Origin of the sequence: Burkholderia sp. AU45251, from assembly GCF_030482905.1 — a bacterium.
Classification (GTDB): domain Bacteria; phylum Pseudomonadota; class Gammaproteobacteria; order Burkholderiales; family Burkholderiaceae; genus Burkholderia; species Burkholderia aenigmatica.
In genome coordinates this window covers 160,800-178,330 of sequence record NZ_JAUJQH010000002.1, presented here as the reverse complement: position 1 = coordinate 178,330, position 17,531 = coordinate 160,800, and the positions used below count along the sequence as shown (strand labels likewise).

At 64.8% G+C, this 17,531-nt stretch carries 15 protein-coding genes; 4 read left to right on the top strand and 11 right to left on the bottom strand.

What is annotated here, in order from left to right; all coding sequences use genetic code 11:
- Positions 1 to 223 precede the first annotated feature (223 nt).
- Positions 224 to 1,651, bottom strand: a complete 1,428-nt coding sequence (locus QZM67_RS07480; protein WP_175020948.1) for an MFS transporter — start codon at positions 1,649 to 1,651, stop codon at positions 224 to 226.
- A 346-nt stretch (positions 1,652 to 1,997) separates the two neighbouring features.
- On the opposite strand from QZM67_RS07480, the gene QZM67_RS07475 reads away from it, so the two are divergent.
- From QZM67_RS07475 to QZM67_RS07465, 3 genes are read left to right on the top strand one after another with little or no spacing between them, the layout of a single operon-like run.
- Positions 1,998 to 2,990, top strand: a complete 993-nt coding sequence (locus tag QZM67_RS07475; RefSeq protein ID WP_301801549.1) for an aliphatic sulfonate ABC transporter substrate-binding protein — start codon at positions 1,998 to 2,000, stop codon at positions 2,988 to 2,990.
- Positions 2,991 to 3,001: 11 nt separating this feature from the next.
- Positions 3,002 to 3,853 carry an ABC transporter permease gene (locus tag QZM67_RS07470; RefSeq protein ID WP_301801548.1) on the top strand — a complete coding sequence of 284 codons (852 nt, stop codon included), beginning with the start codon at positions 3,002 to 3,004 and terminating at the stop codon, positions 3,851 to 3,853.
- Positions 3,850 to 4,680, top strand: coding sequence for an ABC transporter ATP-binding protein (locus tag QZM67_RS07465; RefSeq protein ID WP_301801547.1), 831 nt, complete (start codon positions 3,850 to 3,852; stop codon positions 4,678 to 4,680). The genes QZM67_RS07470 and QZM67_RS07465 overlap by 4 nt, the downstream gene beginning before the upstream one ends.
- Positions 4,681 to 4,863: 183 nt before the next feature.
- Here the strand turns inward: QZM67_RS07465 and QZM67_RS07460 are convergent, their stop codons facing one another.
- From QZM67_RS07460 to QZM67_RS07445, 4 genes are all read right to left on the bottom strand, one after another.
- Positions 4,864 to 5,394 carry an OsmC family protein gene (locus QZM67_RS07460; RefSeq protein WP_175020762.1) on the bottom strand — a complete coding sequence of 177 codons (531 nt, stop codon included), beginning with the start codon at positions 5,392 to 5,394 and terminating at the stop codon, positions 4,864 to 4,866.
- A 481-nt stretch (positions 5,395 to 5,875) separates the two neighbouring features.
- Positions 5,876 to 7,441: a methyl-accepting chemotaxis protein gene (locus QZM67_RS07455; protein WP_301801546.1), complete on the bottom strand. Its 1,566-nt coding sequence runs from the start codon at positions 7,439 to 7,441 to the stop codon at positions 5,876 to 5,878.
- A gap of 233 nt (positions 7,442 to 7,674) precedes the next feature.
- The gene (locus QZM67_RS07450) at positions 7,675 to 8,073 is read right to left on the bottom strand and encodes a hypothetical protein (RefSeq protein ID WP_301801545.1); all 399 of its coding nucleotides are present in this window, start codon (positions 8,071 to 8,073) and stop codon (positions 7,675 to 7,677) included.
- A gap of 69 nt (positions 8,074 to 8,142) precedes the next feature.
- Positions 8,143 to 9,543: a DHA2 family efflux MFS transporter permease subunit gene (locus tag QZM67_RS07445; RefSeq protein ID WP_175020765.1), complete on the bottom strand. Its 1,401-nt coding sequence runs from the start codon at positions 9,541 to 9,543 to the stop codon at positions 8,143 to 8,145.
- 128 nt (positions 9,544 to 9,671) lie between these two features.
- On the opposite strand from QZM67_RS07445, the gene QZM67_RS07440 reads away from it, so the two are divergent.
- A complete protein-coding gene (locus tag QZM67_RS07440) occupies positions 9,672 to 10,595 on the top strand; it encodes a LysR family transcriptional regulator (protein ID WP_301801544.1) in 924 nt (307 codons plus the stop codon).
- Positions 10,596 to 10,726: 131 nt separating this feature from the next.
- Here QZM67_RS07440 and QZM67_RS07435 read toward each other — a convergent pair whose 3' ends face one another.
- The 6 genes from QZM67_RS07435 to QZM67_RS07410 all read right to left on the bottom strand — a co-directional run bounded on the left by QZM67_RS07435 (position 10,727) and on the right by QZM67_RS07410 (position 17,493).
- The gene (locus QZM67_RS07435; RefSeq protein WP_367620430.1) at positions 10,727 to 12,724 is read right to left on the bottom strand and encodes a sigma-54 interaction domain-containing protein; all 1,998 of its coding nucleotides are present in this window, start codon (positions 12,722 to 12,724) and stop codon (positions 10,727 to 10,729) included.
- 115 nt (positions 12,725 to 12,839) lie between these two features.
- The gene (locus tag QZM67_RS07430) at positions 12,840 to 13,235 is read right to left on the bottom strand and encodes a thioesterase family protein (protein WP_175020767.1); all 396 of its coding nucleotides are present in this window, start codon (positions 13,233 to 13,235) and stop codon (positions 12,840 to 12,842) included.
- 298 nt (positions 13,236 to 13,533) lie between these two features.
- Positions 13,534 to 14,616 (bottom strand): branched-chain amino acid ABC transporter substrate-binding protein, encoded by a 1,083-nt coding sequence (locus QZM67_RS07425; protein ID WP_367620436.1) that lies wholly within the window; start codon positions 14,614 to 14,616, stop codon positions 13,534 to 13,536.
- A 53-nt stretch (positions 14,617 to 14,669) separates the two neighbouring features.
- Entirely contained in the window at positions 14,670 to 15,389 is a 720-nt protein-coding gene (locus QZM67_RS07420; protein WP_301801542.1) for an HAD family hydrolase, read from the bottom strand.
- A gap of 2 nt (positions 15,390 to 15,391) precedes the next feature.
- Positions 15,392 to 16,150 (bottom strand): enoyl-CoA hydratase/isomerase family protein, encoded by a 759-nt coding sequence (locus QZM67_RS07415; protein WP_301801541.1) that lies wholly within the window; start codon positions 16,148 to 16,150, stop codon positions 15,392 to 15,394.
- Positions 16,150 to 17,493 (bottom strand): phenylacetate--CoA ligase family protein, encoded by a 1,344-nt coding sequence (locus tag QZM67_RS07410; RefSeq protein ID WP_301801540.1) that lies wholly within the window; start codon positions 17,491 to 17,493, stop codon positions 16,150 to 16,152. The genes QZM67_RS07415 and QZM67_RS07410 overlap by 1 nt, the downstream gene beginning before the upstream one ends.
- Between the last annotated feature and the right edge of the window lie 38 nt (positions 17,494 to 17,531).

Here is a 17,531-nt window from a genome sequence, read left to right as displayed (position 1 = left end):
GCCGGCTTCACGATGAACAACAGCAACCGGTGTGTCGGGCCGCTCGCCCGACTCGCCGCCCGATCGCCCCTCTCCCCTCGCTAGAAGCCCGGTGCCGCGCCGATTCCCGTTCTGCTTCCGCACTCGCACATCGAATGGGTGAACATTGTGGCTGCGGCAATGACGACGCGCGCACTCGAGAATGCGCGCGCCATTTCCGGACTAGACACGATCTCGACCGCGCTCACACACCACCGTCGTCGTCGATATCGCGCGCCGTCGGCTCGTAGCGCACGATCAACAGGAACACGATCGGCGTCGCCGCACTGATCGCGACGACCCAGAACATGTCCGTGCCGAGCCGCGCCTGCAGGATCGGCAGCACGAACAGCGCCAGCGCCTGACCGATGCCGCACAGCGACCGCCCGAAGCCGACGCCGGTGCCGCGAATCGTCGCCGGATACGACAGCGTCGGATAGATCATCATCTGCGCGCCGGGCCCGAACCCTTCGGCGAACAACCACGTGCCGAGCATCAACAGCACGAAGCCGATCGCGAGTGCGCCGTGCGGATGCCCGGCCAGCGCGAGCGCCACGAGCGCGACGAACTGGAGCGCGAAGCCGGCGATCGCGACATGACGCGACGCATGACGATGGGCCAGGCGCATGCCCAGCAAGCCGCCGGTGAACGCAAACAGTACGTTCAGCGCCAGCGACGCCGCGATCGTTTCGAATACGCCCGCGCCGAGAAACTGCGACAGGATCGACGGCAGGAAGAAAGCGATCGCCGTGTACTCGAACGGAATGCACAGGTTCATCACGCTGGCGACGATCGTGCGCCCCAGGTACGGACGCTGGAACAGCACGCGAATGCGCACGGGCGGCTGGCTCGGCGCGCGCGGAGCATCCTCCGCTTCGTGCGCATGAATCCCGTACGACTCGCGCAGAATCCTCGCGGCATTGGCCAGGTCGCCCTGGTTTGCCGCCCACAGCGGCGATTCGTTCATGAAGCGATTCCTGAACAGAATGATGACGAGGGCGGGCACCGCGCCGAAGATCAGCGATGCGCGCCACAGCCATCCCGCATGCTCGGCAGGCAGCAGGAAATACAGTCCGAAGATCAGCAGGAAGCAGACCGAGGACGCCACGTACCACATCGGGCACCACGCCGCGAGCCGCGACGCCTTGTTGCCGCGACCGTCGAATTTCGAGAATTCCGCGAGAAACGCCATCGCGACGGGCAGGTCGATACCGACACCGAGCCCCATCACGAAGCGCGCACCGATCAGCACCCAGACGTTCGGCGCGAGCCCGGCCGCGATCGCCGCGACCACGAAAAACAGCATGTCGGCCATGAACACCTGATAGCGGCCGATCCTGTCGGTCAGCCATCCGCCGATCAGACTGCCGAAGATCGTGCCGATCATGATCGCTGACCCGACCAGCCCGGTCAGCGCGGGCGTCAGACCGAACTCGCGGGCCACGTCGTCGATCCCGTAGGATAGCGTCGTCAGATCATATGCATCGAGAAACACGCCGCCGAGCGCCAGCAGCACGATCATCCGGGCATGGCCGACCGAGCTGTCCACGGTATTGATCAGGCGCGCGACATCGCTTGCCGAGCGGATGGGCGACGACACCGGGGGGACGGCGTTCAGATCGATCGAACTCATCGCATTCCTTAGTTTTCCGCCGAGTTGTCGGCAATGTCTACATGAAGCCGCCAACCGGACGTGCTCATTCGTGACCCGCGAGAATCCACTGCGACTGCGATCCTCCCGACACGCAATGCAGTCACGTTCCGGCAGCAGGCATTCTGTTCTCCCGGTCCCGTTATCCCAAGCGATATAAATCGATAAATTAATCGGCCCGCGTCATAAAGTTGCTCGCCGCGCGCGCTTAGCAGCAACGCACATGTTCAATTGCGGATTTCTTCGTTCGCGAATCGCCGCTGCTTCGTTACATTAGCCGGTCACCCTGCCTGTTCGCGGCACCTTGCCGCCCTTCCGGAGAATCCCGATGAAGCTGTCCTGGTCCCGCGCATGGCAAGCCGCGGCCCTCGTCGTTGCCGCGTTCGCCAGCCTCGTGTCGGTGCACGCCCGTGCAGCGACGCCCGCGGAAATCCGCGTCGACTACGCGTACTACTCACCGGAGAGCCTGGTGATCCGCCACTTCGGCTGGCTCGAAGACGAATTCAAGGCCGACCGCACGTCGATCCGCTGGGTGCTGAGCCTGGGCAGCAATCGCGCACTCGAATACCTGAACAGCGGGGCGGTCGATTTCGGTTCCGCCGCGGGTCTCGCGTCGGTGCTCGCGCGAGCGAACGGCAACCCGATCCATACGGTCTACGTGTTCTCCCGCCCCGAGTGGACCGCGCTCGTGGTCCGCAAGGATTCTCCGATCCGCTCGCTCGCGGATCTGAAGGGCAAGAAAATCGCCGCGACGCGCGGCACCGATCCGTTCCTGTTCACACTACGCGCGCTGCACACGGTCGGCCTGACCCGCGACGACGTCGAGATCGTCAACCTGCAGCATCCCGACGGGCGCACCGCACTCGCGAACGGCCAGGTCGATGCGTGGGCCGGCCTCGATCCGCACATGGCCGCGGCGCAGCTCGACGACGGCGCTCGCCTGCTCTATCGCAACGTTGCGTTCAACACCTATGGTTTCCTGAATGTCCGCGACGCATTCGCCAGCCAGTACCCGCAGGCGGTCACGCGTGTCCTGAAGGTCTATGATCGGGCACGCCAATGGATCGGCGCGCATCCGGCCGATACCGCGCAGATCCTCGCCGACGAATCGAAGGTATCGCTGCCGGTGGCGAAACTGCAGCTGCAACGCAACGACTTCAGCCATCCCGTTCCCGGCGATACCCAACGCGCGGCGCTGAAGGCCGCGGCGCCGGTCCTGACGGCCGAACAGCTGACCAAGCCCGGCGTCGATCCCGCGAAGATCGTCGATGCGCTGATCGATCCGTCGTTCGCGCGCCCGCTGGTCGACGCTGCGCGCTGAGACGACCGACCATGACCGACACCGCTGCCCGAGATACCGCACTCGCGCGTCGCCGCCCCGCGTCGCCACGCGCCGGCCGGCGCGATCCGCTTCGCCGATGGCGGATCGCGGGCCTCGCGCTGCCGTTCGCGGTGCTCGCGTTGCTGGAGGTCGTCGTGCGGCAGGGCTGGCTGCCGGATCATCTGGTCCCGGCGCCGAGCGAGATTCTCGACACGCTCGTCCACATGGGCATCACGCGCGTAGCACGCCATGTCGGCGCGAGTACGCTGCGGGTCGCGGCGGGCTTTGCCGCCGGCGCCACACTCGCGCTCGTCGTCGGCGCGGCGATGGGCCTGAGCCGCCGGCTCGACGCGCTGCTCGAGCCGACGTTCCAGGCGCTGCGCGCGATTCCGTCGCTCGCGTGGGTGCCGGTGCTGTTGCTGTGGCTCGGCATCGATGAAGCGCCAAAGATCACGTTGATCGCGATCGGCGCCTTCTTCCCGGTCCACCTCGCGGTGGTCGCCGGCATTCGCGACGTCGACCGCAAGCTCGTCGAGCTTGGCGCGGTGTACCGGCTCGGCCCGCTCGCGCTGTTCCGGCGCATCCTGCTGCCGGCCGCGCTGCCGCAGATCGTCACCGGCTTGCGCACCGGCCTCAGTCTCGCGTGGATGTTCATGGTCGCCGCGGAGTTGATCGCGGCCACGCGCGGCCTCGGCTTCCTGTTGAGCGACGGCCGGGAAACCGGGCGCCCCGATCTCGTGTTCGGTGCGATCCTGCTGCTGGCGTTGCTCGGCAAGCTGACCGACGGCGCGATGGCGCGCATCGAGTCGCACTGGCTCGGTTGGCGCGACGCGTTCGACCACTCACGCAAGGTGTCGACATGAGCATGCCCCCTTCGGCGCGCACGGCCGCGGGCGCCGCTACCCCGCTGCTCGACCTGCGCATCGTCCGCAAGCTTTACGGCGATCGCACGATCCTCGCCGACGTTCCGGTGCAGGTCGCGCGCGGCGAGATCGTCTGCGTGGTCGGCCCGAGCGGTTGCGGGAAGAGCACGCTGCTGCGGATCGTCGCCGGCCTCGACACGGATTTCCGCGGCAGCGTGGCGGTAGGCGGCATCGCGCTCGACGGCCCGTCCCCGCGCGTCGGCGTGATCTTTCAGGAGCCGCGGCTGCTGCCGTGGCTATCGATCGCGGACAACGTCGGATTTGCGGCCGGCCCGCGCGGCGGGCGCGAGCCGGCCGTCGCCCGGCTGCTCGACGAAGTCGGTCTGGCCGGCGTCGCCCAACAACTGCCGGCCACGTTGTCGGGCGGCATGGCCCAGCGCGCGGCGATCGCGCGCGGGCTGTTCGGCGAGCCCGACCTGCTGCTGCTCGACGAACCGTTCAGCGCGGTCGATGCGATGACCCGGATGCGGTTGCAGACACTGCTGCTCGATGTCGTGGCCCGGCACCGGATGGCCGCGATCGTCGTCACGCACGATCTCGACGAAGCACTGTATCTGGGCGATCGCGTGCTGATGCTCGCGCCCAACCCGGGCCGCATCGACGACACGATCCACGTCGAGGTCGCCCGGCCGCGAGATCGGCGCGACGCGACGCTGGCCGTGCTGCGCGCGCGGCTGCTGGATGCGTTTCAACACTTTCAGGATCGAGCCGACGACGCGAAGCGCCAGCCGCGTGCCTATCCCACCTCCGGCATCCGCGCCGGCTGATTCGTCACCGGCGTCTCCCGGCCCCGATCCGGCACGTGGTCGGCACCGGGACGACGCGTTCGCCAAGTCGTGCCAGTGCGACAAGAATCACCATCACATCGATGGCCCCAACAGGGTGCGCGGGTATCGCGCGTGCCCGCTCGCGCCGCAGCGACGTGACATGCTGCAACGCGCCGGTGCACTTCAAACGTGCGTATGCCGCAACTCGCCGTCGATCGTCTGCGGCAGTCTCAACAGATTGAAGATCGGGCACACGGCCTCGACCGCCTGATGGAGTGCGCGTATCGACTCCGGCGGTTCGGGCGAGACGATATCGAGCGTATAGCGCAGGTTGTGCGGGAACACCGGCACATGCTCGAAACCCGGTTGCTGCGCGAGCGGATGCTGGTCGCCGGTTACCTCGACTTCGATCGAGTCGATCTTCAGCCCGCGCTCCGCGGCCTGAATCAGCGTGATGTGCGTCAGGCAGCTGCCCAGCACGCCGAGCTGCAACTCCGGCGATGCCGGCCCGAGGTTGTAGCCCGCGAAATCAGGCGGACTGTCGCTGATCACCTGGAAATCGCGAATGCGGATCTCCCGCACGCCGCTGCGGCCCAGCGCGCGCACGTTCGCTTTCAGCGGGGTCGCCTTGAAATCCGGATTGCTGCGGGCGGCGTCCTTTTTCGCGAGCCAGGCGTCGCGCTTCTGTTCGAGATAGTCGTTCAGTGTCGTCATGGTCGGGCCAGTACGGTCGCAATGATTGGCCGCGCATGCGGCGGCCAATGGAGAGGGGGTTCGATGCTATTCCCTTCCGCGACAGCCGCGAAACGATCTTTTCAGCAAAGCAATTCGCGGCGCGCGATGTCGCATGGCGACGTGCTATTTCAGGGACCGTCGGCGGCCCTTCACACTCCCGCGAGTTATCCACAATTTCCGTGCATAACCCTGTGGAGAACCTTGGCGCGATTGCGCTGCCGCCCTTGCCGACAAGCAGCGCAGCGATGCCGTCGCCGCCTCGCGGGCACTGCACGCCAACCACTTCGCACCGGTTTCGACGATCGTCCGCGTGTCGTCCTTCACCGGACTGGTGCATGGTTTGCATCGATACAGGCAATCGGGATGTCCGCACCAGAAATGCGCCGTTTCGACGACGGTCACACCTCGCGGGCCGCGCGCCCGGCTCGACGATCCGGCTCCGATCACCTGCATCCGTCCATCACACGACCACCTCGTCACGCAAACGGAACTGCGCGACCGCCGCGCTGAGCCGCGCGCCTTGTTCGTCGAGCGACAGCGCCGCGGCCGCGGCTTCCTCGACCAGCGCGGCATTGCGCTGCATGGTCTGCTCCATCTGGATGACCGCCGTGTTCACCTGCTCGATGCCCGACGATTGCTCTTCGAACGCGTTGCTGGTTTCGCTCATGATCGTATTGACGCGCTCGACCGCTGCGACGAGTTCGGCCATCGCGGAGCCGGCCAGCGCAACGAGGCCGCTGCCGTCTTCGACACGCTGCGCGGAATGGCCGATCAGCTCACGGATTTCCTTCGCCGCCGACGCGCAGCGCTGCGCGAGCCCGCGCACCTCGGTCGCGACGACCGCGAAGCCGCGCCCCTGCTCGCCTGCGCGCGCGGCTTCGACGGCCGCGTTCAATGCGAGGATGTTGGTCTGAAACGCGATGCTCTCGATCACGCCGACGATCCCGGAGATCCGCGCGGAACTGTGCGAAATCGCCGACATCGTCTCGACGACGCGCTGCATCGCTTCCCCTCCGCGCGACGCAATGCCCGCCGCACCTTCGACGTAGGTACGGGCATCGCGCGCATTGTCCGCGTTCTGGCGCACGGCCGCCGTCAGTTGCTCGACGCTCGCCGCCGCCTGTTGCAGCGAGACGGCCTGCTGTTCGGTACGCTCGGACAGGTCGACGTTGCCGCTCGCGATCGTGCGGACGTCGCCGACAATCGTCTCCGTGCTCGCGCGCACCTGGTTCACGGTGCCGACGAGGCCATCCTGCATCCGCTTCAGCGCATGCAGCAGATAAGCCATCTCGTTCTCGCCGGGCACGACGACCGTTCCGGTCAGGTCGCCTCTCGAGATTTTCTCGAACTGGTCGACCGCGAGCTTGATCGGTTCGATGATCGCCTTCGCGAGCATGCGCTGCGCAAAGAAGCCGACGACGAGTGCGAAGACCGCCACCGCCGCCATCCCCCACACGATCCGGTGGAAATGATTCCCGGCCGCATCGTAGCGCGCCTTTTCGCGGGCCACCTGGAACGATTCGAGCGCATCGATCGCCTCCTGGTAGGCCGCGAACAGCGCGGCCGGCGCGGTACGCTGCGTATCGAGGAAGCCGAAACCGTCATCGCCGTCGAGTTGCGACAGCGCCTTCAGGAACACGCTGTCAAGCAACGCCCGACGGCGATTCTGCAGCGTGTCGAACAGCGCCTGCTCGTCGGCGCTGCGCGCGTGCAGGCCCGCATAGGCGTCCAGTTCGTCGTTGCTCTGCTTGAGGAGCGTGCGGAGTTTCGCGATCTCTTCCTTGCCCGAGTGGCCGGCGCTAATGATCTGCGCGACGTCGCTCATGCGTTCGCGCAGCACGAGCATCCGCTCCGAGCTGGTCTTCAGGTACAGCAGCGACGCGGTGTCGTCGCGGTACATCGCCTCGAGCGAACCGTTGCTCGTATAGAGGGCCGCGATGCACGCGCCGACCACCAGGACGAGCAGCACGGTATAGCCGGCGACGGTCGCGACGAGACCACCACGGATAGTGAGTTGTTTTCGCATGACGTTCCCTAGCGCCGGCCGGGCGCGGCCAGCGGCGAATGTGAATTCCGGATCACGAAAGACGCGCGCCGCGTCGCAATACGTGGCGCATGGGCTGCGAACGGGTTAACGGCGGGGGAAACGGCAAGGTTTTATCTGCACGCGACGCGAATCTTGACGATTGCGACAGGGGAAGGAGGCGCATCGTGCCAGCAGGCGACTGTCTGCGGTCAGCGCGCGTTGAATGGGCTTCGTCAGTCGAGCGGTCGTGCGGGTACGCGGCGCGCCGTCACGTCGCCGAACTGAACGCCGTCGCACACGCCGAACACGTAGTTGACCGAATTGTTGATGCGCCACGTCCCGTTGATAGGGTCGTAGTCGTCCGGATGCGTGGTGAGACTATCGATCGAGAAACACGAGTCAGCGTTCGCACCGACGGCACCCATTGCGCGATTGTCCGCCCGCCTGCCCAAGGGAGTGCCCCTTGAGTTGGCGTGCACGGCACGAGATGCGTCGCGCGTGAAAGCGATCATGACCGCCGTGGGCTCGTGCCGCTGTTCCGCTTCGATGATGACCTGCGGGTCTACTTGCACCGCGATCGGTCTGCCAAACCTGTTGGCTGGCGGCAAGTCTTGCCGGCCGTTGGCGGCCACGCAGCGGTTCCCCGCGACGCACGAGACGTGCCCCAACGCGATGCCCCGCCGCACACCGGGCGACAGCCCTCAAGCGTTCGAGGCCGCACGGGCGGGATGCACATGCAACGCGCGGCGGCCCAGCGCCAGCACGGCCAGCGCCCCCACGCAGACCAGTGCCAGCAACAGCATGACCCCACGGTAGCCGGCGACAAAGCCGCCACCGTGCTCTGCGGCGAGCCGGTACAGCACGGTCGCGGCGGCCAGTCCAACCGAGCCGCCCACGTTGTGCACGGTCGTCGCCATGCCCAGCGCGGTGCCGGCCAGGTTTTCGGGCAGTGCCGACAGCGCAGCCGCCATCGACGGCCCCAGCACGCAGCCCCAGCCGATGCCCATGCAGGCGAACGCGGCCAGCACCCACGGCCAGCCCGTCGTCGCGGTAAAGGCCGACTGCATCAGGGCCGATAGCAGCAGCGCGGCAAAGCCGGCCATCATCACCGGCCCGGTGCCGAACCGGTCGCTGCCGCGGCCGGCCAACGGCGCGATCAGCGCCATCACGGCCGTCGTGGGCAACAGCAACCAGCCCGTCGCGGCGCTGTCCTGGCCGCGTAACTCGCCGAGGTACAACGGCATCAGGAAGAAAGCGGCGCAGTAGAAGAACGCCAGCGCCGCTGTCGCGCAGGCCGCGACTGCAAAGCGCGGCTGCGCGAACAGCGCCAGCCGCAGCAGCGGCACCGGCGCACGCCGCTCGACCCACGCCAGCACGCCGGCCAGCGCGCTGCCGAGCGCCAGCAGTCCCAAGGTCGCGGGCGATCCCCAGCCCCAGTCGGCGCCGTGAATCAACGCGGTCAGCCAGGACGGCAACACCGCCAGCAGCAAGGCGATGCCGAGCCAGTCGAAGCGTCTTCGCACGGGCATCGCCGGGCCAGCCTGCAACCGCCTCAGGCACAGCGCAAAGCTGATCACGATCAGCGGCACGTTGACCAGGAAGATCCAGCGCCAGCCCAGCGCGTCCACCAGCAAGCCACCCAGGACCGGTCCGATCGCCAGGCCCAGACCATTGACGCTGAACAGGAGGCCCAGCGCCTTGCCGCGCTCCTGCTCGGGAAACATCTCCGCCACTAGCGCCGCCGACGCCGTGTACAGCCCGGCGCAGGCCATGCCTTGCACCGCCCGCCATGCCACCAGCGCAGTCAGGTCCGAGGCCAGCCCGGCGCCCAGCGAGGTGACCCCGAACGACGCCATGCTGATGTACATCGCCCGGCGGCGGCCATGACGGTCGGCCAGTTGCCCCACGGCGATGGTGCAACTGGACAAGGCCATGACGAAGGCGCTGATGACCCATTGCACCTGGTCGATTTCAGCGTGGAAAGCCGACTGGATGGCGGGGATCGCGGTATTGACGATGGTGAAGTCGATGCAGCCCAGGAAGCTGGCGATGGCAATGCCAGCCAGGGCCAACCAGCGTTGCCGGCTTGACGAGCGAGACATGGAAAAGCACTCCTGAAAGAGCACGGCCAGACGGCGCGTGCAGATAGGCAGGACATGCTAATCAATAAAGCAAAGATTGAATTGATACACTCAATAGCAAGATTAAAGACTTGAACTATCAAATAGCCATGCAGCTTTCCGATCGTTTCCAGGGCATCCTCGCCTTCATCCAGGCCGTGGAGTGCGGCAGTTTCAGTGTGGCCTCGCGCCAGATGGGCATGTCGCCCTCCAGTGTCGGCAAGGCCGTTGCGCGCCTGGAGCAGCGCCTGGGCGTGCGACTGTTCCTGCGCACCACGCGGCGCATGTCGCTGACCGATGAGGGCGTCGCCTTCCACGAAAGCTGCTTGCGCGCCCTGGCCGAGCTGGATCAGGCCGAGTCGGTGCTGACCGAGCGGCGCCTGCTGCCCTCGGGCCGGGTGCGGATCGCGCTGCCGGCGCTGTATGGGCGCGAGCGTGTCCTTCCGATTCTCATGGGGCTGGCCGAACGCTACCCGGCACTCGACTTCGACGTGCAATTCTCCAGCCGGGCCGCGGATCTGGTCGAGGAAAACTTCGACCTCGCGGTACGCATTGGCCAGCTCGACGACAGCGCATCGCACGTCGCTCGCCCGTTGGGCGAACAGACACTGCGGCTGTGCGCCGCCCCGGACTACCTGGCGCAGCGCGGCACGCTCCGCACACTGGACGACCTGCGCGATCACGACTGCATCGCCCGTTTGCGCAACGGCACGGAAGAAGTCTGGCAGTTTGCGGGCGAGGCGGGCCAAGTGGGCCAGTCGCGCCACCTGCCGCGACTGGCACGCCTGCGCCTGAGCGACGTGGCGGCGGTGAAGGATGCCGCGCTGGCAGGCCGGGGGCTGGCGCAGTTGCCCGGCTGGTTTGCCGAGCGCGACATCCGGACGGGACGGCTTGCCGTCGTCCTGCCCGATGCGCAGCCGGCGCCGCTGCCCATTCATGTGCTGTGGCCCAGGACCTCGCGCATGACCGCGCGCCTGCGCGTCACCATCGACGCGCTGACGGCCCACGCGTCGCAGGAAGCCGCGCCCGGTTGATCGCCGGCGCTGCCCGGGCTGTTACCACGACGTCAATGTCGGAGGCAGGAAGATCGAACATCGCGCGGCGGACAGAAATGACTCGCGCCGTCGGGTCGGCAGTCACCCCACTTGGCTAGGGCCTGTTCACGCTAATGCAATGGCCGCTCGAGCTTGATGTTGTATCGCTTCACTTTTGCATACAGCGCCGGCTTCGATATTTCGAGGATGGCCGCACAGCGCGTGACATTGAACCGACACGCGGCAAGCGCTTCACTGATGGCGTTGCGCTCGACGTCCTTCAGCGATTGGACGCGCTGATCGCCCCGTCTTCCCTGCGTGTCCGGCCTCTCGGACGTCGACGCCGGTTCAGCGCCACTGCCGACGACACGGGATGGACGCAATAGCGCCGACACGTCGTCGATGGTGCCTTCCTCGCTCAGGTTCACCGTTCGTTCGACGAGGTTCTCCAGTTCGCGAACGTTGCCGGGCCATGCGTATGCGTTCATCTGGTCAAGCGCCTTCTTGCTGAAACCGAAAATCTTCTTGTTGAGCAGCGCCGCGTACTTGCTCAGGAAAAAGTTCGCGGTCGCCGTGATGTCCGCCTTGCGTGATCGCAACGGAGGGATCGCGATCTCGATGACGTTGCAGCGATAGTACAGATCCTCTCTGAACTCCTTCGCTGCCACCATGGCCTCGAGGTTCCGGTTGCTCGCGCAGATGATTCTCACATCGATCGGAATGCCCTTGGTATCCCCGAGCCTTGTCACCTCCCGCTCCTGGAGTACGCGAAGGAGCTTGGCCTGAACATCGATGGGCAATTCGGATATTTCGTCAAGGAAAACGGTCCCGCCATCGGCGGACTCGAATTTGCCCGGCCGCCCTTCTTTGGTCGCCCCGGTGAAACTGCCCGGTGCGTGTCCAAACAGCTCGCTTTCGATCAGGTCATGCGGAAGCGCAGCACAGTTGATCGCGATGAAGGGTTCCGCCTGGCGCGCGCTCGCGTTATGAATCGCCTGCGCGAAAACCTCTTTGCCCACCCCGCTTTCGCCGCTGAGCAGCAGGTTCGCCGCACCGCGCGCGGCTTTGCGGGCGGCGCTGACTGCATCCAGAAGGCTGTCGCTCTGCCCGACGATGCTCTCGAACGTATAGCGTGCGTAGTTGCCTGCATACTTACCCGCGATGCTGCGCACGCGCTTGATCTCGCGGAACGTGTTAACGACGGACACCACCTGCCCGCAGCTGTTCTTGACCGGGATTGCCGTGTCGATCAGATGCAGATGGCGCGCGGGTGAGTCGATGATGAGCTCGCGGTCCACGTATCCCACGCCGGTTGTGAAGATCGGGGCGATGATGGGCTCGAAGTCGATCAGCTCGCCGAGCGGCCGGCCAATGCTGGTCGCCGGATCAATCCCGAGAATGCGTCCTGCCACGGTGCTCGCATGTCGAACGACGCCACCTTGACCGAGCACCATCAGGCCATCGCCAATGTGGTCGATGATTGCTCTCTGCTCCTCGACGAGCGTCTGGTGTGCGACGAGATCGAAGTAACTTCTCAGTGAAACGCTCAAGGTTATGCCGAGTAACGCGAGCAGATCATGCAGTGGCCGAGCGTCACTCGCGCAGGGTTTCAAGGCGAAAAGATAGACCGTCGAAGACCCGATCGAAACACGGGTGGCGACGCAGTGAAGATCGGCTTCGCCGGCCGAAGGCACGTCGACCGTTGCCGTGTCGCGTTCCTGAAGCGAATCCTTGGCAACGCTCAGCAGGCGCTCGAGATCCAGCGCCCCGACATCGACCCGACACACGCGTGGCAACGCTTCCGCGTTGTCGTCCGCCGGCTCGAGCGGGATCGCTTCATCGCTCAACGTAAGGACATAAGCGCCGAACCGATGCGCCGCGACGCATCGTGCATCGAGCCAGCACGCTGTATCGATCGCTGACCGCAGATCGCGCAATCGATCGGCCGCGCGGAGATTTCGCTCATTCATTAGCGTTCGCAGAACGGTGGCAGGCCCAGCCAGCTTACCAGCGGCATAAACTTTCATGTTGATCCCCGTACCCACCCCATGACCGACGCACATGCCGCCGCCGGTCAACGCCGCGAACGCGCGCCGCGCCTTTCCTGATACGAACGCTTTCGAGTTCACCCGGTTGGCCCCGGCACGCGTTGATAAGCCCCTTACGTATCCTGCCCACTAACGACAGTGAGACAGGACCGCCTCGGGCTCCTGGAACCGAGGACGCCCCGGGCCATCACGGCGATCAGCGGCGCGACGCAGCCTTTTTCTCGATTGCCGCACGGTCGACGATCGCGCGCGCATGCGTGCCGCTTCCGACCTGGCCTTTCGAATCGCGCGCGATGATGTCGAATACGTACAGGTTCCCTTCCTGCCCCCGGAAGCTGGCCGTAGCGCTCACTTCCGCGCCGACCGGGGTGGGTGCCGAGTGGGTCAGCTGGGTCGTGACGCCGACCGACAGCTGATCGCCGTCGAGTTCGCCTCGCATGACTTCCGCGCATGCGCGCTCCATGAGCCCGAGCATCGCGGGCGTCGACATCACATCCGGGTACTGTTCATCCGAGTCGTTGCCGAAGGCAGAGGCCAGGTCTCGTACACCCACCAGGCGCGTCAGGGTCGCCGTTGCTCCAGAGCTGATCATGTAATCTCCTTGTTTGGTCAAGCCAACGCAGCAATACCCATGCCAGGCCGATCGGCAGAGGGACGGTTCCGCCCAGCAGGTTTCGCAGGGCCGGGCTGGAAGGCCCGACACGAATTTTTCCGTTAAAAAAATTAACGCCCGTTTCGGTTGCTTATGCTTTTAGAAGTCGATTCGCCGATCCGACGCGGGCCCGCAGGTGATTGCCCGGCATCCAGAAAAATGGGCCGTCTTTCGACGGCCCAAGCGCTACAAAGGCACCGACAGGAGACCGGCTTCGATACTGCGATACGTCGATTCGCTACTTCGCGGTGACAGGGGTCAGATTGCCGCCCAACAGCTTGTAGACGGTCACCGGCGCATCGACCCAGTCGCCCTGATCGTCGAACTTCACCGGCCCGAGCATGCTCGTGAACGATTGCTGGCGCATCACCTTCGAATACGCTTCGGGTGACGTCGAGTTCGCCCTTTGCATGGCGTCCGCTACGACCAGCGTTGCAGCGTAGAAGGCGGGGGCATAGGTATCCACGTTCGCGCCAAACGTGCCTTTGAATGTGCTCTGGAAGCGCTTGCCGTCGGGCAGGCTGTCGAGCGGCGCGCCGCCCTGCGCACAAAACATCTTGTTGTCGAGCGCGTTGTTCGACAGCTTGCTGAACTCCGGCGAACAGATGCCGTCGCCGCCCACCAGCACGGCATTGATGCCGAGATCCACCATCTGGCGTGCCAGCATCGCCGCTTGAGCGTAGTAGCCGCCGTAGAACACCACCTGAGGATTCCGCGCCTTGATGTGCGTCAGGATGCCCTTGAAGTCCGTCGTCTTGTCCGTGCTGTATTCACGGGCCACGACGGTCATTCCGTCCTTCTCCGCCGTCTTGACGAACACGTCCGCGACCCCGGTGCCGTAGGCAGTCCGATCGTCAACCACGGCCGCGCGCTTGAGCTTCAATACGTTGGCGGCATAGTGCGCCATGCGGCCGCCCATGACATTGTCATTGGTCGCGAGGCGGTAGACGTAGGCAAATCCCAGCTTCGTCAGTTGTGGATTGGACGATGCGCCCGTGATCATCACGACGTGCGCATCGTTGTAGATGCGCGCAGCCGGAATGCTGACCCCCGAGTTGTAGTGCCCGATGACAGCGGCCACGCCGTCGTCGACGAGCTTTTGCGCAACGTTGACACCGACCTTCGGGTCGCCCTGATCGTCGACGGACACCAGTTGAAACTTCACCGGCTGCCCCCCGATGACAAGCTTGCGGGCATTCAGTTCGTTGATGGCCAGCTGCACGCCGCGCTCATCGTCCTTCCCGCTTTGTGCCGAACTTCCGGTAAGGGGGCCGGCCGCGCCGATCTTGACGATAGTATCGGCACGCGCATACGACGCCATGCCAGTGGCATTCACACCGACGGCGGCGACTGCAAACATCAAGGTAACGCGGTTCATTTCGATTCCCCTGAAGCATTGGACGGCAGCTGTTCCAGGACATCCCGAACGGGCGACAACGTCTTGAACTCGAAATCGGGGCGTGGCTGCCACGGGCCGAGCGTGTCCCCGGTGCGGTTGACCCAGGCCACGTGCATGCCAAGCGGCTTTGCGCCATCGACATCCGCCCAGCTCGCGAGCGAGCAGTGCAACACGTTCGGCGCATCCAGCCCGAGGCGGTCCAGCGCCAGGCTGAAGATCAAGTGAGAAGGCTTGTAGGCCTTGGCCATTTCGGCGGTGGTGACATGCTCGAAGTAGCGCACCAGCTGGCTTCGGCGCCACAGGTCGCTGTCCATGTTCGTGATCGGCATCAGCGGATATCGAGCGCCTGCCCAGTCGAGAAACGCGACGGCATCCTCATGCGGCGGCGAAGACTCGACCAGATGCGTGAGCAGCACGTCCGTGAGCGTTTCGACGTCGTGACCGTTGAGCGCCTTCGGAAAGAGGGTATCGATGCATGCCGTCAAGGCGTCCTGTGCGACCGCCCGATAGCTCCGGTACGCGCCCCCTCGATAGGTCTGCACGTTGCGCCTATCCCAGTCGAGGTACACATCGAACACGGAACGGGGCGAGTCGACCCCGAGGATGCGCATGACTTCGGCGATACCTTCCATGCCACCTTTGTCGACATCCACCAGCGTGCCGAAATAGTCGAACGTCAATGCTTGAATATTCATGGTCATTTCCTCGTAGCAAACGCCTGGACGCGTCTGGCGGCCTCGGGTGTCGCAAACGCTGCAACGGTTGCGACCTGCTCCAGTTCGAGACTGCGGCCCAAATCAGTGGAAAGCTCCGTCGTCAGCAGGCGTTTCAGCCTCGATACCGAAAACGCCGAGCGTTCGGAAACGCGCGTCGCAAGTTCCCGTGCGGTTTCAAGGACCTTGTCCCGTTCGATGACCCGATTGACGAGGCCGAGCGAATACAACTGTTGGGCCGACTGACGCTCGCCCAGCAGCCAAAGCTCCATGGCGCGCTGATGGCCGACGCTTTGAGGCAGGAGTTGCGTCACCCCTCCGGTGACGAACTGCCCCCACGCCATTTCCGGAAAGAAGCACACCAGATCGTCCGAAGCAACGACCAGATCGCAATTGAGCAACCACTCGAACCCGCCGCCGACGGCGAAGCCGTGCACGGCGCCGATCACGGGCTTGCCATTGAACATCAGATCGCGCGTGATCTGCTGGATGCGTTCGACGTGACTGCGGATACTCGCATCACTTTCCGTCTGCTTGCCAAACTCCTTGAGATCGTCGCCGGCACAGAATGCCCGACCTTCGCCCGTGAATACGATGACCTTGCACCCTTCATCGGCATTGACCTCGACCAATGCTTGATGGAGATCGTCCAGCAAATCCCCGCTGATCGCGTTCAACCGCTCGGGGCGATCAAGCACGACCGTCGACACGGCTCCCGACTTCTCGACTCTTACGTAGCGCATCACGCCTCCTTTTCGACCCAACGCGTTTTACCTTCGGTACGCGGAAAATGTTCGAACGGCACCATCGTGACTTCCGCCGTCGAACCGACCTTCGTGCGAATCGCGGCCTCGACCTGCTCCCCGGCCTGTGCCCAGCTGTCTGCCGGCAATCCCTGCGCCGCTTCCACCGCCATCGTGATCCGGTCATACGGGCCATCTCCCTTCAGGATGATCCTGAAGATGCCCGATGCCCATTGCGGCACCGATTCGACGGCAACGCGAACGGCACTCGGGAAGACATTGATGCCGCGTACGTTGAACATATCGTCGGTCCGACCGGTGACCCGGAATCGCCACGCCGTCCGGCCGTCCGGCCCCCGGTCGACGCCGGTCACGGTCACGACGTCTCGCGTCCTGTATCGAACGAGTGGCTGACATTCCTTCTGCAGGTGCGTACAGACGAGTTCTCCCACGGTCCCCTCCGCGATCGGGAGGCGCTGAAGCGTCGCGGGGTCGAGGATCTCCGCAAACACCACGTCACTCGCGTGATACAGCAAATCGTGGGTCCAGTCGGTTTGACCACCCAGGATGCTCAGCACCTCCGATAGCCCGAAATTGGCATTACGCACCTTGAAGCCCCACTTCTCTTCCATTGCGTTTCGCAGGTCCGGATTGTCGAGCCCCGCCTCTCCACCAAACAGCCCCAACGTCAGTTTCAGATCGCGAGGACGCAGGCCGCCCGATTCACGCAGAATCTGTTCGATGAGGCCCGGATACGACGGGGTGCACGAAATCGCATTGATGCCGAGATTGACGATGGAATCGATCAGCACACGCGTGTTGCCGACACCGAAGGGCACGACCGTCGCGCCGGTCGCCTCGAGGATCGTGTGATCCGTAAAGCCCCCCGTCCACATGCAGTAGTTCAGGCAGTGAACCACCCGGTCCGTCGGGCGCAAACCGGCCGCCCACATCGAGCGCGCACCGACGTGTGCGATCCGCCGGGCATCGGAAGCGCTGTTCGCAAGAATAAGCGGACGCCCGGTCGTCCCGGAGGTGCGATGAAGGCGGGCAACGCTCGCCTCGCCGCATGCGACATAGTCACCGAATGGAGATGCCGCCTCCTGGCTGACCCGAAGCTCATCCTTCTCGGTAAAGGGCAGGTCTTGAAGCGTGTCCAATGTCACTTCCCGATCGATCCAGCGCGACAGCTTCGTGCGATAGAAGGACGACATGGAACGGACGTAGTCCCACTGGGTGGACCACAGTTTGTCCTGATGCCGGCGCACCTGGTCAAGCGGCAAAGTTTCGAATGCCTCGTCAAAAAGCGAATTGCCTGGATGATTCGTCGACTTCACTTTCATATCTTCCATTCCTTTAGCATGTCGAATTGATATCGTTT